Source organism: Kibdelosporangium banguiense (assembly GCF_017876405.1).
Lineage (GTDB): Bacteria > Actinomycetota > Actinomycetes > Mycobacteriales > Pseudonocardiaceae > Kibdelosporangium > Kibdelosporangium banguiense.
Genome location: NZ_JAGINW010000001.1, coordinates 5,158,696 through 5,176,030, shown reverse-complemented (window position 1 = coordinate 5,176,030; position 17,335 = coordinate 5,158,696). Strand labels below are relative to the sequence as shown.

The window sequence follows — 17,335 nt, the reverse complement described above, 5'->3', positions numbered from 1 at the left end:
GCGTGCCTACGGACACTTACGCAAGGGGGGACGATGCGCCGGACAGCGGCTGAGACTCGTGAGCACGTGCTCGCCGTCGCCCACGACCTCTTCTACTGGCACGGCATCCGGGCCGTCGGCATCGACCGGCTCGCCGCCGAGGCGGGCGCAGCACCCACCACGCTGTATCGGATCTTCACCGACAAGGACGACCTCGTCGCCGCCTACATCGAACGAGCGCACGCCCTCTCCGAAGCCTGGTTCAGCACCGCGGTCAAGAACGCGGGCCCCGACCCCCTCGCCCAGATCGACGCGGCATTCGTCGCCCTGGCCGACCAGTTGGACCCTGCGAAATTCCGCGGCTGCGCCTGCATGATGGCTCTCGCCGAGTTCCCCGACCCGAACCTGCCGGCTCACAAACTCGCGATCGCCTCAAAACGCTGGATCCACACCCAATTCACCGAGATGACCAGCCGAATCGAGGACATCGACGCCTCAGTCCTCGCCGACCAGCTCACCCTGATCTGGGAAGGTGCCAACACCTCCGCCGCGGCCCTCGGCACCGACGGCCCCGCCCGCCAGGCCCGCACCCTCGCCGCCACAGCCCTCACCGCGGCCACCACCACCCCAAAAAGACACACAATCGGGTGAGATTCTCCAAAATCTGTCCGGATTTGGGGGTCTCGGCCCTCCCGGTAGGGAACCGTGCGCCGGCCGGCCAGGGGAAGAGGGACCGACCCGCGCCCCACACAACCGCCGACTCCGTCCGTGTGGCGGTGGCCGGCGTAGGCCCGAGGAGGGGCCCGGAGCGGGTGAATCTCACCCGTGGGCCAGACGATTTGGATTGCGGCCATGAAGTGACCGCAATGGGCCATAGTGTTCCGACCATAGCCAGCGGACAACCGAAGGAATGGTCATGGACTTCAAGCTCGAGCTCATCGCGGTGCCGGTGTCGGATGTCGACCGGGCGAAGGCGTTCTACGTGCAGGTCGGGTTCAACGCTGATCACGACCATGTCGTGAGCGACGAGATTCGGTTTGTGCAGCTCACGCCGCCTGGGTCGGCGTGCTCGATCGCGATCGGCAAGGGAGTGAGCGACGCGGCGCCGGGCTCGGTCAAGGGGTTGCAGGTGGTCGTGACCGACATCGAGGCCGCGCACAAGGAACTGACCGCCCGGGGCATCGAGGTCAGCGAAATCCAGGACATGCCCTGGGGATCGTTCGTGTTCTTCAGCGACCCGGACGGCAACGGCTGGGCCGTTCAGCAGATTGTGCCGCGTAACGCCTAGTTCGAGATCGAGGCGGGGAGCCAGGCAGCCGAGGTACCGAGGCCGTGGGGGAGCAGCGTCGCCGCCGGATAGGCGTTGCGGCGCAGCTCCGCCTCGGTGTAGCGGGCGCATTTCCGGTGCCACTCAAGGATTCCGGACATCCAGTCCTTGAGGCCCTCGGCGTGGCGAAGCAGCAGCTGCTGTGCGTCGTCGTCGAGTTCGTACTCGTCGAACAGCACTGGCAGGTCGTCGGCGCCGATGTGCTCGAACTGCTGCATCCGGGCGGTCATCAGGTTGCTGGCGATGTCGCGTGCCTGCCAGCGGTTGACGCCGAGGTACTTCTCGATCACCAGGACGAGATTGTGTGACTCGCCCTCGAACTCGATCTCTTTCTGGTACGAGAACACATCGTTGGCGAAACACGCGTAATCCATGGCCGCGGTCTCCAGCTCCCGGATCACGCTCGTCTGATAGATCTCGTCCGGAATCAGCTCGCCGTACGGGAGCCGGGCCAGACTTATGGTCAGTTCCGCGCCGAACGTCCGGCGCCGCATCTCCACGTAGTCGATCGGGTCCGGGATCCTGTTCTCCGCCTGGTTGAACAACTCCCACAGCCAGCTGTCGAGCATCCGCACCAGTCCCTTACGGAACTGCTGCCGCGCGGGCACGGACATCGGCGCCACTGTGCGCGGCCACAGGTCGGCCAGGCCGCGTTCGACCGGGTCCTGTGGCTCGGGAACAGGACCGAGATCCATTGGCATGAACGACTTCAGCCGATCGGTCGCCAGCTTGGCCGCGGTGAGGTTCCGGTTCGGGCCGTACACCATCGGGTAGTAATCGTCGGCATACGTCTTCCAGCAGAGCCAGCCTGACGAGATCTTCAGCTGTTCGAGATCCGCGTCGGCGTGGATCATCGCGGCACAGTGCGCGAGATCCACGATACGCAGCCTCTGTTCGTCCCACACCACGTCGTGGAAACCCATGTCACGGCCCCAGCGCACGAGATACTCCCGCGCCTGCTCAAGGTGCTGGTTCACGCGGAAGTCGTACGGCATATAGAAAGCCGGCAGCGGCAAGTGCCCGACCTGCGGGAAGGACCGATACGAATGCTGCCGCACACGGGTCTTGAGACCGATTCTCCCAGGCGTGAGCGCGGCCATGCCCAACCCGCTGGGACTGCCGAGTACGGCTCCTTCGTTCATGTATCGGCTGGAACGCGCGTGCCACTCGTGCCCGCCGGACTGCCAGTCCTGCAAACCCTTGATGTACAGGGCAATGCGCTGCTGTTCGTCCGGAAGCACCTGCTCGGCGGCGAAAACGACAGGCAACTCGGCCAATGCCGTGTTCTCGAACTGCTGGACGCGAGACGTCAGCAGGTCGTTGACCATTTCGGCGGCGTCCTGCGTGCGGCAGCCGAAGAACTTCTCGAACACCAGGACCGCGTTGGAGTTCTCCCCTTCCTCCTGCACTTCCCGTTGATAGGAGAACAAGTCGTTACGCAGGTGCACCGCGTCGGAGAACGTGTCGGCCAAGACCTCCATCTGCCGCGTACGCGCCAGCCGGTCGGGTATCTCGGCGCCGCAGGCGTATTCGACCAGGTTGGCCGACCAGGGCGCGCCCCCGACCCGGCGCCGCATCTGGATGTACTCGATCGGGTTGGCGATCCGGCCGATGTGGATGTTCTTGAGCTCCCACATCGACTCCACCATCAGGTTGTGGGTGCTGACGATGAACCGCTCCCGCCAGTCCGGCGACATCGCGGGAACGGTCCGCGCCCACAGGTCCATCAGGCCCCGCTCGGACGGGTTCGCCGGCTCGGGCGGCGTTTCCCCCTGCCTGGTCATGAACTCCTCGAGCCGGTCCAGGTACTTGCGAGCTCCCTTGAAGTCGCGGGTGTACTTGAACTGCGCGAGAAAGTCGTCGTCGAAGAAGAACACCCAGACGTACCAGTCGGTGATGAGATCGAGTGTCGACCCGTCACAGTCCGGATGGGTGTAGGCACACATCAGCGCGTAGTCCATCTTGGCCAGCGCCTGTTCTGTCCAGACCACACCGCCGTCAGGGCTGGGCGCGTCAAGCATGCCCATCTGCTCGGCCCACGCCATGCTGTGCGTCCGGGTCCCTTCCAGATTCGGGTTCAGCCTGGCCGGATACGGCATGTAAAAGTCGGGCAGTGTGAATGCCTGCATGAACGCGCCCACTCCGTTCTCGAGCCGAGTAGCACCATCGACGACCCTGGCACCCCGGCCCGGCACGGGGATACGGCCAGCCGGGCGGATGTCACCCCCTAATGGCTGAATTCCAGCGGGGCCCATTCGCGTAACGCGATCACCCGAACGCCGGGCCGCGGGTCAGGGCGACCCGAAGATCACGCTGCCCGGCGCGCAGCAAGGGCTGGCCGAGAGCATCGGAATGACCCGGGTGTCGGTCAACCGAGCACTACGGACTTTGGCCGGTGAAGGACTCGTCCGAGTCGAACCGGGTGCCGTCAATATCCTTGCGCCTGAGCTGCTTGTCCTGCGCGCCAACGGCAAGCTCCGCTAGCGCGAAATCCCGAGCGTGCTCTGAGACGGCAGCAGTCCCGACTGGACGATTGCCATCGTCACCGGGATCACGAGCTGCGCGAACCGGCCAGGATCGACGCCTTGCCAAGGCGCTGCGGCAAGCTCGTCGGTCATACGCTCAACGGATTCGCGTCCTTCCTTTCCTTCGACAGTCGCGTTTCCGTCAGCGTCGACCCAGCCGCGCGCGACGAGCCGGTCCTGCGCCGCCGCCCATTGCGACGACGTCCACTGCCTGCTGGCGAAGACCTCGACAGGAGCCGCGCCTACCGCGGCGAACGACACCAAAGCCTCACACGGGTCGAGCCCCGCGGTCAGCAGAGCAGCGATGTGCCCGTCCCCACGGTGTTCCCGGATGATCGTGGCCGCGTGCCACAGCACCAGATGCGGCTCCTCAGGCCACGGCAAAGCCGCATTCGCCGCAGCCAACGGCCGGCCGGCGGTGTTGACAGCCTTCGCGACCTGCCGAGCAGCCTCCGCGACCTCAGGGCTGACCACGTCGATCAGCCGACGAAGCGCCCGGTCGATACCACGGGTCCGTGCGGCAAGGACCTGTTCAGGCGAAGCCACCTGCCACGCCGCCGGAACGTGAGCCGCGACCATGTCCGGGTTGAAGCTGTAGAACGTGGCCGCGACCAGCTCCGCACTCGCCGCACCCAACGGCGCGGCACGTAAGGCGAAGTAGCTGGGCCAGCGGGTATCCACTTCGTATCCGAGTTCCGCGAACTCCTCGAACACCTCGGGCGCGTAGTAGACGAGCGCGTGCACCGGCTCCAGCAGCTGCCACATCTGACGCATCAGAACCTCCCCAATCTTGTCAACGCCAAGATTAGAAGGGCACATCAATCTTGTCAACGACAAGATTGGGAGTATGGTCCTGATATGCCCTACCACCACGGCGACCTGCGCCGAGCCGTCCTGGACGCGGCACTCGAAGTGATCGCGGCGGACGGCCCGAGCGCGATCAGCCTGCGTGACCTCGCCCGCCGGGCGGGCGTCTCGCACGCCGCCCCCGCCCACCACTTCAAGGACAAGGCCGGGCTGCTGACGGCGATAGCGTTGGAGGGTAACGAGATCCTCGCGGATTCGCTAGCCGAGGCGATCGCCGAGGACCGCACCGAACTGATCGACCTCGGCGTGCGATACGTCCGGTTCGCGCTGGAGCACCCCGCGCACTTCGAGGTGATGTACCGGCCTGACCTGTACCACCGCAAGGACCCCGACCTGGTCGCGGCGCGTGAACGCACCGGCAAGATGCTGCGCGGCAGGGTCGAAGCGATGACAGAAAAACGCCAGCTTCCCGACGCGCGCCTGGCGCAACTGGCTGCCTGGTCGGTCGCACACGGCTTCGCCAACCTCGTCCGCGGCGGCAACCTGGACCGCACCATCGGCGACGAGGATCCGGCCGAGGTGTTCCGCTCACTGGCAAGCACGATGTTCGGCGGGCATGACACGGTGGCGCAATGACCGATTTCGAGCAGTTTCGGGTCGGGCTGACCGGCTACTGCTACCGGATGCTCGGTGCGACGCTCGAAGCCGAGGACGCCGTGCAGGAGACGTTCCTGCGTGGCTGGCGGAATCTCGACCGGCAGCACGGCAACCTCAAGAGCTGGCTGTACGCGATCGCCACGAATGTGTGTTTCGACATGCTGCGCAGCGCCCAGCGACGCGCGGTCGTCATGGACATCTCCGAACCGTCGGCCCCCGGCACACCTTTGGGCGTACCCCTGCCCGAAACCGTTTGGGTGCAGCCGATTCCGGACAACCGCGTGCTCGATCCGGCAGAGCTGGTGACCAAAAGGGAATCGATCCGGCTCGCCTTCGTCGCGGCCCTGCAGTACCTGCCGCCCAAACAGCGTGCCGTGCTCATCCTGCGGGAAGTCCTGGCATGGAAGGCCGACGAGGTCGCAACACTGCTGGAAACCAGCGTCGCTTCCGTCAACAGCGCGCTGCAACGCGCACGCACGACACTCGCAACACGACCGACGGCAACGCCGATCGACCGTGAAGACGAGGAACTACTCGCCCGGTACATGAAGGCGTTCACGAGCTACGACCTCGACACGCTGGTGACGTTGCTGCACCAAGACGCCACCATGACCATGCCGCCGTTCACCTGGTGGATGCGGGGCCGCGACAACCTGATGGGAGCGTTGCGCGGCGCAGGTACGGAAAGCACGTGCCAGATCTCCACGTTCGTCCCGGCACTGAGGGCCAACGGACTGCCTGCCTACGGCCAGTACCTCGACGGTGAGCCGTTCGCCCTGCAGGTGTTCGAGATCTCGGCTGGCCTGATCGTCGGATCCACGACGTATCTGCAGGCCAAGGAGCTTTTCCCGATTTTCGGGCTGAGCGAGCGATGAGTTCCGGCCGGCCATTTCGTCCTAGGTGAGGAAGGCTGTTTTCCGACCGAAAGGACTCTTGTGGCCGGCTATGTGACAGTGAACGGCGTCCGCTCCTGGTACGACGTGCACGGCGAAGGAGATCCGCTGGTGTTGCTGCACGGCGGTTTCTCCGACTCGCGTGACTTCGAGATCAGCCTCCAGACCCTGGCGGGCCGGTTCCAGGTGTTCCTGCTGGACCGGCGCGCACACGGCCGTACGCCGGATGTCGAAGGCCCCGTGACTCTCGACATGCTGGCCGATGACGTGAGCGCGTTCATCGAGTCGGTTGTCGGAGGCCCAGCGCATGTGGCCGGCTACAGCTCGGGCGGTGTCGTCGCGCTCGCCCTGGCTTTGCGGCGCCCGGATCTGGTGCGGCGGCTCGTGTTGATGAACACCGGGTACAGCAAGGACGGCTGGATGTTCCTGCCCGAACCGGACGGCGAGTTCCCCGATGTGGTCGTCGACGCCTACGCCGAGGTCTCCCCCGACGGCCGCGACCACTTCCCTGTGATGGTCCGGAAGTTCGCCACCATGGACATGGACCTTGCCTTGGATCCGTCCGCGATCACCAGTCCCACACTGGTTCTCGGCGCGGACGACGACATCGTGCACCTGTCGCACACAATCGGGATGTACCAGGCCATTGCGAACGCCCAGCTGGCGATTCTGCCGGGCACGTCCCATCTTCTGCTCTTCGAGAAGCCCGAGCAGGCCACTGCCGTGGTCGAGGAGTTCCTGAGCAAGGATCCCGTGCGGCTCATGCCGATCCGGCATGCCGCACAGTCTGCTCCGCAACCCTCGTAGCCACCCGGACGAAAGCCGCGACGGCCCGGGAGCGCGAGCGCTCGGGCCACGCGATCAGTACTGTCGTGATCGGACCGTCGAGGACAGGCACAGCCACCAGATCCCGGCGCAGATGCTGCCAGGCTGAGGACGGCAGCACGGCGACAGCCTGGCCGACCGCGATGAGCTGCATGAGCTGCCCGCTGTCCTCGACTTCCGGCCCGGTTCCCGGCTTTCCGGGCCAGCGCGGCAGTGTCTCGCCTTCGAGATCGGCCATGCACAGGCTTGTCCGACCGGCCAGCCTGTGCCAAGCCGGCAGCACCGCGACGGCACCCTCGACCAGCAGTTCCTCGGTGTCGAAACCGGAGATGTCGTCCCAGGGCAGGTGCAGCAGGGCAACGTCGGCCCGGCCGTCCCGCAGGACGGCGGCCTGCCCGCCGACCCCGCACACCCGCAGCTGCACGGGGATGCTGTCCGGCTCGGCGGCGTAGGTGTCCAAAATGTCCTGCAGGATCCCGCCATCGCTGGCGGCCTTCATCACGAGCACCAGCCGCGGCTGCTCATGTCCCGCCCGCTGCGTTCGCCTGGCAGCGGCCGCCACGGCCTCAAGCGCCTTTCTCGCCTCGTGCAGCAGGACTTCACCGGCCGGGGTCAGCGTGTTGTGACGGCTGGTGCGCTCGATCAACATCACGCCCAGACGCTGCTCCAGCTGCTTGATCGCGCGGGACAGCGGCGGCTGCGCGATGCCGAGCCGCTCGGCCGCTCGGCCGAAATGCAGCTCCTCGGCGATCGCGACGAAGTACTTCAGCTCCCGCGTCTCCAGCCCGTCCATACCCTCACGGTATCGGGCCGGACCGGATCGGTCTTGGCGCCGCACGAAAACCGGTGCTGAGCTGGTGACATGAGTGAGAACAAGATCGCCCTGATCACCGGGGCGAACAAAGGCATCGGTTACGAGACCGCGGCGCAGCTGGCCGCGCTCGGCATGACCGTCGTGATCGGCGCCCGGGACACGCAGCGCCGTGAGGAGGCCGCGAAGGCGCTGCGGGTCCAATCCGTCGCACTCGACGTCACCGACCCGGCGTCCGCGCAGAGCGCCGCCGAACAGGTCGAAGAGCGGTTCGGACGGCTGGACGTGCTGGTCAACAACGCCGGAATCACCGGCGGCTCGTACGACCCGCCCAGCAAGATCGACCTGGACATCGTCCGGCAGGTGTTCGAGACCAACTACTTCGGCGTGATCGCGGTGACCAATGCCATGCTGCCGCTGCTTTTGCGGTCGCCGGCACCCCGGATTGTCAACATGTCCAGCACTGTCGGGTCGTTGGCCTCGATGACCGACGCGGAAAGCCCGCTCGCCGCGATGCCCGCGTCGGCAACGTATCCGGTGTCGAAGACCGCGCTGAACGCACTGACAGTCCAGTACGCCAAGGAGTTCGCCAAGGACGGCATCCTGATCAACGCCGCCTGCCCCGGCTACTGCGACACAGATCTGACCAACCACGCCGGTTTCCGTACCGCCGCGCAGGGCGCTGCGATCGCCGTCAAGCTGGCGACGCTCGGCGCGGACGGCCCCACCGGCGAGTTCTTCGACGACAACGGCCGGGTGGCCTGGTAGGACTCGCGCTAAGTCACGCCGCCGCCAGCAGGGCTTGTCCAGACGGCGTCAGGCGCGCTCGTTCTGGCTCAGGCCCCGCGGCGGCGATCAGACCGGCCTGCGCCAGCCGCATGGCGGCGAACTGGTCGCAGCAGCCGACGCCGTCGATGCTCAGGCAGACTCCGGCGATCTCACACCGGCCTGCGGCGACGGCTCGCAGAACGGCCCGGTCCCTGTGGCTGATCATGGTGGTCATCTCGGCTCCCCTTTTCCCTCTGTCAGTGCTTCGGTGTGCGGCCCCTTGCGGACTGCTCTCACCTACACGTCGATCCGACCCCCACCGGATCGACACGTGACTTCCCTCTGACGTAAAAGAGGCCGAAAAGTATCCCTCGAATACACGATTCACATACTGTTGCCAAAAAACTACCCTCGGTGCGTGACAGTCCGGGCGGCCAGCTTCAGATCCGTGCTCGCCGTCGGCGAGTTCCGGGCCATCTGGCTGGCCGAACTGCTGTCGCAGGCCGGTGACCAGCTCGCCCGGGTCGCCCTGTCGGTGCTGGTCTACCAGCAGACGAACTCGGCCGCGCTGACCGGGCTGACCTTCGCGCTGACGTATCTGCCGACCATGCTCGGCGGGTTGTTGTTGTCGGGTCTCGGCGACCGGTTCCCGCGCCGCGCGGTGATGATCGTCGCGGACGTGCTGCGAGCCGTGCTCGTGGCCGGGATGGCGATTCCCGGTGTTCCGTTCTGGTTGCTCTGTCTGCTGCTGACGGCCGTGGTGATGGCCAACGGGCCGTTCAAGGCAGCCCAATTGGCTCTGCTGCCCGATGTGCTCTCCGACGACCGCTATGTCGTCGGGCTTGCCGTGCGCAACGTGACCGTGCAGTCCGCACAGGTCGCCGGGTTCGCCGGTGGCGGCTTTCTGGTGAGCCTGCTCAACCCGTACCTCGCGTTGGGGCTGGACGCGTTGACGTTCGCGGTGTCGGCCGTTGTCATCGCGTTCGGCGTGCGCCGCAGGCCGGCTTCCCGGACCGCCGGGAACAAGGCATCCGGTGGTTCCTTCAGTGCGATCTGGCGGGATCCAAGGCTGCGGTTGATAGCGCTGATCTCGTGGCTGTCGCTGTTCTACATCGCACCGGAAAGCCTTGCGGCACCGTACGCGGCGGAGCTGGGCCTCGGCGCGTTCGCGGTCGGCTTGATCATGGCGAGCCATCCGGTCGGTAGCATCATCGGCGCGTATGTGTTCACCCGGTTCGTCGGCGAGCAGGATCGGCTCAGAGTGCTTGGCCTGCTTGGCATCCTGGCCGGGGTCCCGTTGGTGTTCTGCCTGCTGCGGCCGGATCTGGCCGTGTCGATGGTGTTGTTCGCGTTGACGGGCGCGTTCAGCACCGCATACACACTGCAATGCGCCGCGACTGCGATGCGCTTGCTACCCGACAGCGGGCGGGCACAAGGGATCGGCTTGCTGGCAACCGCAGCGCTTACCGCACAAGGCATCGGCGCGTTGCTGGCCGGCGCGCTCGCCGATCTGGCAGGCGCTTCACTCGCCGTGGCGATCGCGGGCAGCGCCGGGGTTGTCGTCGCGATCCCCCTGGCCCGGGCATGGTCTCAGTCCACCCGGCCGCTGACGTGATCGGCCATCCACGCCTCGGCCTCCGGATAGACGCCCGAGCATGCCCAGGGCTGCCCGTGGACGTCCAGAACGAGCAATTGATCACCAGGATCCAGTTGCGAGGCCAGGATGTCACGGACCTCGTCCAAGTGATAACCGGTAGCCACCAACCACACGTTCTCGGCTGGATGCCACCAGCGTCCTAACGAAGTGATCATTCGGGCCAGGCCCGCACCGGGAGTATTCACCCCCACGCGAGACACCGAATAGCAGATCAGCAGGGCGCGCACTGAATCCATGATTCCGTACCGGTACCCCTTCCGTCGCCACCCACATGGAGCACTTGCCGCGGTTGAACTCCGGCCACGGGGGGTATTCCGATGCACAAACCAAGGTTGGAGGCAGCATGTTAGCCGTCATCGGTGCGGTTCTGTTCGCGCTCGCCCTGATCCTCGATCTGGCCGACGCGACTCTCGGCGAGACGGTCACCGCGGGAACCATCGTGACCGCCGGACTCCTGTGCGTCGCCTTGCATCTGGCCGGTATCGGCTCGCGGGTGGGCAGCAGTGGTGGTGGCTGGCGGCTGCGCAGCCGTCGTTAAGTGTGGTTAACCTTCTCTCGTGCGTGAGTCGGCCACGCACGAGAGAAGCACAATAGTTACTGACTGGATATCACAGAGCGCTGTGACAGACTTTCATCGATCGTGCACGTCTTGCGAGTGCGCAACTCCCGGGCCGCGAGCAGCACGGCGATCATGATGATGAGCACGGCCACGCCTATCGCGACGGCCATACCCACCTGATACCGCCCACCGGCCACATTGGTGCCGATGTGGAACGCGGCCACGAGCAACGCGGCGCCGATCGCGGTCCCGATCCGTTGCCCGGTCTGCATCGCGCCCCCGGCCGCACCGGCCATCCGGACCGGCACGTTCTCCAGTGTCAGTGTCACGTTCGGCGCGATCACCGCGCCGCCACCGATACCGGCCAGCAGCAACGGAATCGACATCCACAAGCCGGCCCCGTCGGCCGGGACGAGCAACGCCACCACACCGGCCGCCGCCATTCCCAGCGCGACGACGCTCAACGCCGTAACAGTGATTCTGCGTCCCCACCGGGCGACGAGTTGCCCGGCAACCGCTGCCGACACCGCGGAACCGAGCGCGAACGACGTCACCGCCAACCCGGATTCCAAAGCGGTGTAGTGCAACCCGCTCTGGAAGAACATCGCCAGCACCACGAAGATCCCGGCGAAGCCACAGAAGTAGACCGCGCCGATCGCCGCGCCCGAGGCGAATCCCGCGGTATTGGTGAACAGCCGCATGTCCAACAGGGGCTCGCGGCCCTCGCGCACAGTCCGGTGTTCCCAACGGACAAACAGGAATCCGAGCACGACCGCGACCGGGAACAGCACCAGCAACCACCACTGGGTCGCGCCGCCGCCTTCCAGCTGAACCACAGGGAACAGCACGCAGACGACCGCGAGGCCGAGCAGGAACGCACCCAGGAAGTCGATCTCCTTGCGCACATCGATCCGACGGCGTTCCTCTTTCGGCAGCAACCGCGCGGCGAAGATCAGGGCCACGACGCCGATCGGCACGTTGACGTAGAACACCCAGCGCCAACCGGACTCCGCGCCGAACGCGGCGATGATCAGCCCGCCGAGAATCGGCCCGACCGCCGTGGAGATCCCGATCGTCGCGCCCAGCAGTCCGAACGCCTTGCCGCGTTCCGCGCCGCTGAACATGCTCTGGATCAGCCCGGAGCTTTGTGGCGTCAGCAATCCGGCCGACGCACCCTGCACCAGCCGGGCCAGGATCAGCAACTCGATCGACGGCGCCGCACCGGCCAGCGCGCTGGTGAGCACGAACCCGGCCAGCGCGACGATGAAGATCGCCCGGCGGCCGAACGCGTCACCAAGCCGGCCGCCGGCGACCAGCGTGAGCCCGAACGCCAACGCGTACCCCGACACCACCCACTGCACGTCGCCCGCGGACGCGTTCAGCCCGATCTGCATCGAGGGCAGGGCAACGTTCACGATGCTCACGTCGAGCAGGCTCATGAAACCCACACCGAGGGTCACCGAGAGCGCTCGCCACCGCCGGGGATCCGGCTGTTCGCTGGTCACCCTCCCATCCTCATACCTGGCGGCGGGTCGTGCACCAGTGGTCGCCCATCAGGTCAGCGGTTTGCCGTTCACGGTCACGGAGCTGTACGCGGGCTTGGCGGCGTTCTTGATCTTCGGGGTGGCCGTGCCGATCTTGGTGAAGGTGCTGTTGGAGATCGACACACCGGTGATCTTCGAGTCGCTGAGACCGTCCAGGCTCAGCGCGTAGCTGGCCCCCTCCACGGTCATGCCGTCCACAGTGATGTTGCGGACCGCCGGATTCACGATCGGCCCGAAACCCGGCCCGGTCAGGCTGTAGTTCAGCGTCACGTTGATCGCCTCACGCTGCACGCCGGTCGCGCGGATCCGTCGCGCGTGCACACCGTCGACCGTGCCACCGCGGCGCTTGTTCGTCTTGATGTAGAGCACGTGGAAAGCGCTGTACGACGAGCCTTTCTTGATGGTGCAGTCCTCGAAGAACACGTTGCGCACGCCACCGGACATCTCGCTGCCGACGGTCAGCGCGCCCCAGCGACCGAGGTGCGTGCAGTTCTGGATGACGATGTTCTCGCTGGGCACACCGATCCGGCGGCCGTCGGTGTCCCGGCCGGACTTGATCGCCACACCGTCGTCGCCGGTGTCGAACTGGCAGCCGGTGATGTGCACGTCGGAGCTGGCTTCCGGGTCGCAGCCGTCCACCATGCCGCCACGGCTGTAGACCTTCACGTTGCGAACTGTCACGTTCTTCGCGAGTACGGGGTGGATTGTCCACATTGCCGGATTGCGCAGCGACACATCGGAGACCAGGACGTTCCGGCACTCGTAGAGCTGGATCATGTTCGGCTTGAGATAGTGCCCGGATCCGAAGTTCCGGCTGGTCACGGGCACATTGTCGACCGCCATCTGCTGTAGGCGGTCCCAGTCCGGGCCGCGTTTGTCGTCGTAGTCGAACCAGGGGCCGGACGGGCCCTGGCCGTCGATCGTGCCGGGCCCGGTGATCGCGACGTTCTGCTGGCCGCGGGCGTAGATGAACGGCGAGAAGTTCATGCACTCGATCCCCTGCCAGCGGGTGAAGATCCGCGGGTAGTCCTTCGGGTCGGTGCTGAACTTCAGCGTGGCGCCGTTCGAGACGACCAGGTTCACGTTGGACAGCAGCGTCACCGCGCCGGTCAGGAAGCTGCCTGACGGTACGACCACCCGGCCGCCGCCTGCCTTGTTGCACGCCTCGATGGCCTTGCGGAAGGCTTCGGTGTTCTTGGTCTTGCCGTCGCCTTTCGCGCCGTACGCGGTCACATCGAAGGCCACGTCCGGGAAGCTCGGCGGGACGATCCGGCCGAGGATGACCGGCACCTCGTCCCAGGGGGACGCCGGCGCCGCGTACGCCGTCCCCGGCAGCAGCGCCCCGGCCGCCACCAGGCCGGATGCTTTCAGGAAGTCGCGACGGGAACGATCATTCGCCATGCTCACGCGGTCCCTTCGGATCAGGCGGCGGCGTATGAAAACGTTTACATTCCTAGGTGTACTCCCGCACTGGCGCTGACGTCAAGATGCGGCACGGCGTACCCCCAGACCGCCGTACCGCGCTCTGAGTACACCTCGTCACTCGCTGTACGTCCAGCGCGGACGCCTAGGACGATTGGAGGGCTTGTCCGACCGGCGCGCCGATTTGCTGCTTGGCCAGGTAAAACGTCGCCTCATGCGGCTTGGCGCCATTGTCGACTGTGTACGCGCTCTCCAGGACGCCGTCGGCTCCCGGGAACAACGCTGTGAGGTTGGGGCGCGCGGCGACCAGGTCGTCCTGGTCGGCGATGTTGACCCAGCGCTGAACCTTCGGCGGCACGCCCGGTGGCTGTGGCCGTAGCCGGTCGTAGACGATCGTCTGCAGGCCCAACGGCGAACCGAGGGTCAACAACAGTGGCAGCGGGCGTTCAAGCTGGTGAGCGGCCTCGTAGGCGACCACCGAGCCCAACGAGTGACCGATGATGACCTTGGTGTCCTCGCCGATCAAGGCGCCGACCCGCTGCTGCACCGCGACGCGGATCTCCTCCTCGGTCAGATAGCGCGTGACCTGGCGCAACGCCTTCACGACGACGCGTTCCGCGAGCGCGACGCCGAACTTCGCGAACGGCCTCAATCTGGTCAAACTGTTGATCAACGGCCGCAACGCCGCCCGCGCGCCCTGCGTTTCCCCGATCTGACCTTGTAGTTCTCGCTCGGCCACGACCCGGTCGGACTCGCGGCTCGAATCCTCAGCGGCTCGTTGCAGCCATTCGGCGGCGAGCTGCTCGGCGAATTCCCACTCCGCGCCGGTCAGTTCGTCGGACGCGCCCTGCTGGTCCTTGGACAGGAAGAGATCGCCGTAGAAGGCCATCCGGATGTCGATCTGCCTGGTCCGCCACAACCGGTCGGCCAGCTCGGGGTGGCCTGCCACCCGGACGCCACCGGCCAGGCTGGGCAGCCATTCGGCTTCGAGGCCGTCCGCCGACTTCTGTTCCTGCGCGATCCCGTGGACGAGTACGACCTCCGCCATGCGGTGAGGCTATCGTGATTCGCGTGGGAGAACGTCGAGCGCTGGTGATCGCATCCCAGTGTGAGGGTTTGAACCTGCTGTCGTTCCTGCCGGACGCTGCCAGCGACGTCGCCACCGCGTTGCTGGATCCCGCCGTGGGCGGGTGCGTGCCCGCGTTGCCGGAGCGTCCGATGCTCGTCGACCCGACCGTCGGCGAACTCGACGACGCGATCACCGAGGCATTCGCCCGGGCTTCCGAAGACGAGGCCACGCTGTTCATCGCGCTGGTCGGGCACGGCGAATACACCGACGACGACTTCTACTTCCTGACCAAGGACACCAAGCTGCCGCCGTCCAGCCGGACCGCTTTCATGCTGGCGCAGCGGGTCAAGGAACTGCTCGCCGAGCACTCCATGCTGGACGGCCTGGTCCTGCTGCTCGACACGTGCCACGCCGGAATCGCCGCCCAGCAGGCCGCCGGCCGCTGGATCAAGATCGTCGGCCAGGCGGGGCGGCGCTTCGAAGTCCTCACCGCGTCCGACGAACGCACTGCCGCGAACGGCTGCTTCAGCCGGCAACTGGTGCAAGTGCTGCGATCCGGGCATCCCAAACTCGGCGAACGCCTGCGCTGCCCGGACATGAAGACCGTGCTGGCATCTCTCTGTCCTATGCAGACCGCTGTGCACCTGGCGTTCGACGGCCGTCGCGAGATCGAGACCGGCGACGAGGGACTGTGGCTGGCGATGAACTCGTCCGAGGCGTGGCGCGGCTCGCCCGCCGCCGACAACCCGGCATCCACTGAGATCGACCGATTGACCCGGGACTACACCCCTCCGCACGCCCTCGCGTCGCTGGTCAGCATTATCTTGAGCGGCACGACTTTTGTGGCCGTCAACGGCCCGGCGGGTTCGGGCAAATCCAGCATGATCGCCGCACTGGCGCGACCTTCGGTCGCTGAGCGATTCGTCCCGCCGAAGCTGATGGACGCCGTGCTTTTCTTGTCCGCCACGGATACCGCCGAGCGGATCGCGGCCGAGCTGGCCCGTCAGCTCAGCCGTTCAGTTCCCGGGTTCGCTGACGCGGTTGCCGCGTACCGGGATTCCGCCGATTCCGCCGCCTGGCAGGCCGCGGATTCGTTTCAACGAGCCGTCCTCGGCCCGCTCGCCGGGATCAACGAGAAAATCCGGGTCGCGGTCGACGGTATCGACAATCTGCCGGAGACCCTCCGCAGTCGATTCCGCCGTGCGCTGGATCCTCGTGCTCTCAATGGGAAGCTGCAACTCGTACTGGCATCCCGGGAAGAACTGCCGGCCCAGCGGACCGTGCGGCTGGGCACGGTCGTTGTCCTCAACGAGATCCTGGAATCCGGCTCGGCGCGCAGTATCCAGGGCCATGTCATCGACAGGCCGATCTCATTTCCCGGCAAGGTCGCTGTGCCGCCGGACAACGATCCTGTTCTCGACGTGCTCAACGCCGCCGGGAAAGCCCAGCTTCCGACCACTTTGCTGGTTGCCGCAAGTGGCTGTCCGGTCAGTGCGGTCCGTGACTTCATCGTCCACGAAGCCGCCATGGTCAGCCGCAGAAACGCCGGCACACCTGCGGAAACTGTCACCCGTTTCACCGATGGCCCACCCGGATCAGCCTCAGCACACAATGCTCTCGTCAGCGCGCTGGCCTCTCTGGCACCAATCTCAGACCGCGCATCCGGTTCACCCGAACAGGTTTACGCCGACGCGGCCGAAGCCGAACACTGCTGGCAGGCAGGCCTGAAAGAGGAGGCACTCCAGAGCCTGACAAACCGTGCCCCGGCCGTTCCCGCCGAAAACCGCGATCTCTGGGACTTCTGGCGGCAGCGAATCATCGCCGCCGAAGGCTCCCGCTCGCGCCTGGCCATTGTCGCCCAGGCCCGATACCTCACCGCCGTCGGCAAAACAGGCGACCGCGCCGCGGCCCTCACCGGCTTCCAGAATCTGCTCCCCATTGCCACCGAGGTCCTCGACCGCGCCGATCCCGAGATCTTCAGTATCCGCAACAACATCGGTTACCTGCTGTTCGAGCTCGCATCCTTCGAGGAGTCACGTGAACAGCTGCGATCACTGGTCGACGACACGACCGCAATCCTCGGCGCCGAGAACGAAGAGACCTTGCACGCACGTCACCTGCACGCCGTGGTCATTGGAAAACTCGGCGATGGTACGGAGTCCGCGCGGCTTTCTCTCGAACTGATCGCCGATGCCGAGGCCGAACTCGGGCCGCACCACGATGTGACCGTGAACGCCCGGCTGAACTATTACTTCTATACCCTCGAAAACGAGCAACCCCCCCTGTTTTGGAGAACCGCCGGCGGCTCGCCCGAATCGTGGCGGAGCTAGCGGATGACGATCCACGCGCACTCGAGATCGGCGTCATCATCCACTGGGACAACGTTTCCCTGCTCAAGCCGTTATGGGACAGGTCGGTCCGGCTGCACAAACGACTCGACCATCCGGAAACACTCAAGATCTCCGCGAGGGTTCGAGAACTCGGCGGCTGAG

The 17,335-nt window shown here is 66.0% G+C and carries 19 protein-coding genes; 11 read left to right on the top strand and 8 right to left on the bottom strand.

Annotated elements, in window-relative coordinates; translation table 11 throughout:
* The first annotated feature begins 33 nt into the window (after positions 1-33).
* Complete coding sequence (locus tag JOF56_RS24550) at positions 34-630, top strand: TetR/AcrR family transcriptional regulator (protein WP_209641882.1); 597 nt, start codon at positions 34-36, stop codon at positions 628-630.
* A gap of 265 nt (positions 631-895) precedes the next feature.
* Positions 896-1,267, top strand: a complete 372-nt coding sequence (locus JOF56_RS24545; RefSeq protein ID WP_209641881.1) for a glyoxalase superfamily protein — start codon at positions 896-898, stop codon at positions 1,265-1,267.
* On the opposite strand, the gene JOF56_RS24540 is transcribed toward JOF56_RS24545, so the two are convergent.
* Positions 1,264-3,435, bottom strand: coding sequence for a terpene synthase family protein (locus tag JOF56_RS24540; RefSeq protein WP_209641880.1), 2,172 nt, complete (start codon positions 3,433-3,435; stop codon positions 1,264-1,266). The genes JOF56_RS24545 and JOF56_RS24540 overlap by 4 nt on opposite strands.
* 109 nt (positions 3,436-3,544) lie before the next feature.
* Between JOF56_RS24540 and JOF56_RS58200 the strand changes: the two genes are divergently transcribed.
* Entirely contained in the window at positions 3,545-3,790 is a 246-nt protein-coding gene (locus JOF56_RS58200) for a helix-turn-helix domain-containing protein (RefSeq protein WP_209648453.1), read from the top strand.
* On the opposite strand, the gene JOF56_RS24530 is transcribed toward JOF56_RS58200, so the two are convergent.
* Complete coding sequence (locus tag JOF56_RS24530; protein ID WP_245378377.1) at positions 3,787-4,605, bottom strand: SCO6745 family protein; 819 nt, start codon at positions 4,603-4,605, stop codon at positions 3,787-3,789. The genes JOF56_RS58200 and JOF56_RS24530 overlap by 4 nt on opposite strands.
* 84 nt (positions 4,606-4,689) lie before the next feature.
* Here JOF56_RS24530 and JOF56_RS24525 point away from each other — a divergent pair, with 84 nt between their 5' ends.
* Genes JOF56_RS24525 through JOF56_RS24515 form a run of 3 tightly spaced genes read left to right on the top strand, consistent with a single transcriptional unit; the run spans position 4,690 to position 6,995 of the window.
* Positions 4,690-5,274, top strand: a complete 585-nt coding sequence (locus JOF56_RS24525; protein ID WP_209641878.1) for a TetR/AcrR family transcriptional regulator — start codon at positions 4,690-4,692, stop codon at positions 5,272-5,274.
* Positions 5,271-6,170 carry an RNA polymerase subunit sigma-70 gene (locus tag JOF56_RS24520; RefSeq protein ID WP_209641877.1) on the top strand — a complete coding sequence of 300 codons (900 nt, stop codon included), beginning with the start codon at positions 5,271-5,273 and terminating at the stop codon, positions 6,168-6,170. The genes JOF56_RS24525 and JOF56_RS24520 overlap by 4 nt, the downstream gene beginning before the upstream one ends.
* A gap of 60 nt (positions 6,171-6,230) precedes the next feature.
* Entirely contained in the window at positions 6,231-6,995 is a 765-nt protein-coding gene (locus JOF56_RS24515; RefSeq protein WP_307855239.1) for an alpha/beta fold hydrolase, read from the top strand.
* On the opposite strand, the gene JOF56_RS24510 is transcribed toward JOF56_RS24515, so the two are convergent.
* Positions 6,949-7,806 (bottom strand): LysR family transcriptional regulator, encoded by an 858-nt coding sequence (locus JOF56_RS24510; RefSeq protein ID WP_209641876.1) that lies wholly within the window; start codon positions 7,804-7,806, stop codon positions 6,949-6,951. The two genes, JOF56_RS24515 and JOF56_RS24510, sit on opposite strands and share 47 nt — an antisense overlap.
* A 69-nt stretch (positions 7,807-7,875) precedes the next feature.
* On the opposite strand from JOF56_RS24510, the gene JOF56_RS24505 reads away from it, so the two are divergent.
* Complete coding sequence (locus JOF56_RS24505) at positions 7,876-8,592, top strand: SDR family oxidoreductase (RefSeq protein WP_209641875.1); 717 nt, start codon at positions 7,876-7,878, stop codon at positions 8,590-8,592.
* Between the two features lie 13 nt (positions 8,593-8,605).
* Here JOF56_RS24505 and JOF56_RS24500 read toward each other — a convergent pair whose 3' ends face one another.
* Positions 8,606-8,827: a hypothetical protein gene (locus JOF56_RS24500; protein ID WP_209641874.1), complete on the bottom strand. Its 222-nt coding sequence runs from the start codon at positions 8,825-8,827 to the stop codon at positions 8,606-8,608.
* A 183-nt stretch (positions 8,828-9,010) separates the two neighbouring features.
* Here JOF56_RS24500 and JOF56_RS24495 point away from each other — a divergent pair, with 183 nt between their 5' ends.
* Positions 9,011-10,207 (top strand): MFS transporter, encoded by a 1,197-nt coding sequence (locus tag JOF56_RS24495; protein ID WP_209641873.1) that lies wholly within the window; start codon positions 9,011-9,013, stop codon positions 10,205-10,207.
* Here JOF56_RS24495 and JOF56_RS24490 read toward each other — a convergent pair.
* Positions 10,183-10,485, bottom strand: a complete 303-nt coding sequence (locus tag JOF56_RS24490; RefSeq protein ID WP_209641872.1) for a hypothetical protein — start codon at positions 10,483-10,485, stop codon at positions 10,183-10,185. The two genes, JOF56_RS24495 and JOF56_RS24490, sit on opposite strands and share 25 nt — an antisense overlap.
* Before the next feature lie 107 nt (positions 10,486-10,592).
* Between JOF56_RS24490 and JOF56_RS24485 the strand changes: the two genes are divergently transcribed.
* Positions 10,593-10,787, top strand: coding sequence for a hypothetical protein (locus tag JOF56_RS24485; protein ID WP_209641871.1), 195 nt, complete (start codon positions 10,593-10,595; stop codon positions 10,785-10,787).
* A 56-nt stretch (positions 10,788-10,843) separates the two neighbouring features.
* On the opposite strand, the gene JOF56_RS24480 is transcribed toward JOF56_RS24485, so the two are convergent.
* The 3 genes from JOF56_RS24480 to JOF56_RS24470 form a co-directional block, all read right to left on the bottom strand.
* On the bottom strand, positions 10,844-12,313 hold the full coding sequence (locus JOF56_RS24480) for a DHA2 family efflux MFS transporter permease subunit (protein ID WP_209641870.1): 1,470 nt from the start codon (positions 12,311-12,313) through the stop codon (positions 10,844-10,846).
* 48 nt (positions 12,314-12,361) lie between these two features.
* Positions 12,362-13,753, bottom strand: a complete 1,392-nt coding sequence (locus JOF56_RS24475) for a glycoside hydrolase family 28 protein (protein WP_209641869.1) — start codon at positions 13,751-13,753, stop codon at positions 12,362-12,364.
* A gap of 166 nt (positions 13,754-13,919) precedes the next feature.
* Positions 13,920-14,822, bottom strand: coding sequence for an alpha/beta hydrolase family protein (locus tag JOF56_RS24470; RefSeq protein ID WP_209641868.1), 903 nt, complete (start codon positions 14,820-14,822; stop codon positions 13,920-13,922).
* A 23-nt stretch (positions 14,823-14,845) separates the two neighbouring features.
* On the opposite strand from JOF56_RS24470, the gene JOF56_RS24465 reads away from it, so the two are divergent.
* Together JOF56_RS24465 and JOF56_RS24460 are read left to right on the top strand one after the other, a co-directional pair.
* On the top strand, positions 14,846-17,173 hold the full coding sequence (locus JOF56_RS24465; protein WP_209641867.1) for a caspase family protein: 2,328 nt from the start codon (positions 14,846-14,848) through the stop codon (positions 17,171-17,173).
* A complete protein-coding gene (locus JOF56_RS24460) occupies positions 17,161-17,334 on the top strand; it encodes a hypothetical protein (RefSeq protein WP_209641866.1) in 174 nt (57 codons plus the stop codon). Before JOF56_RS24465 ends, JOF56_RS24460 begins: the two co-directional genes overlap by 13 nt.
* Position 17,335 lies beyond the last annotated feature (1 nt).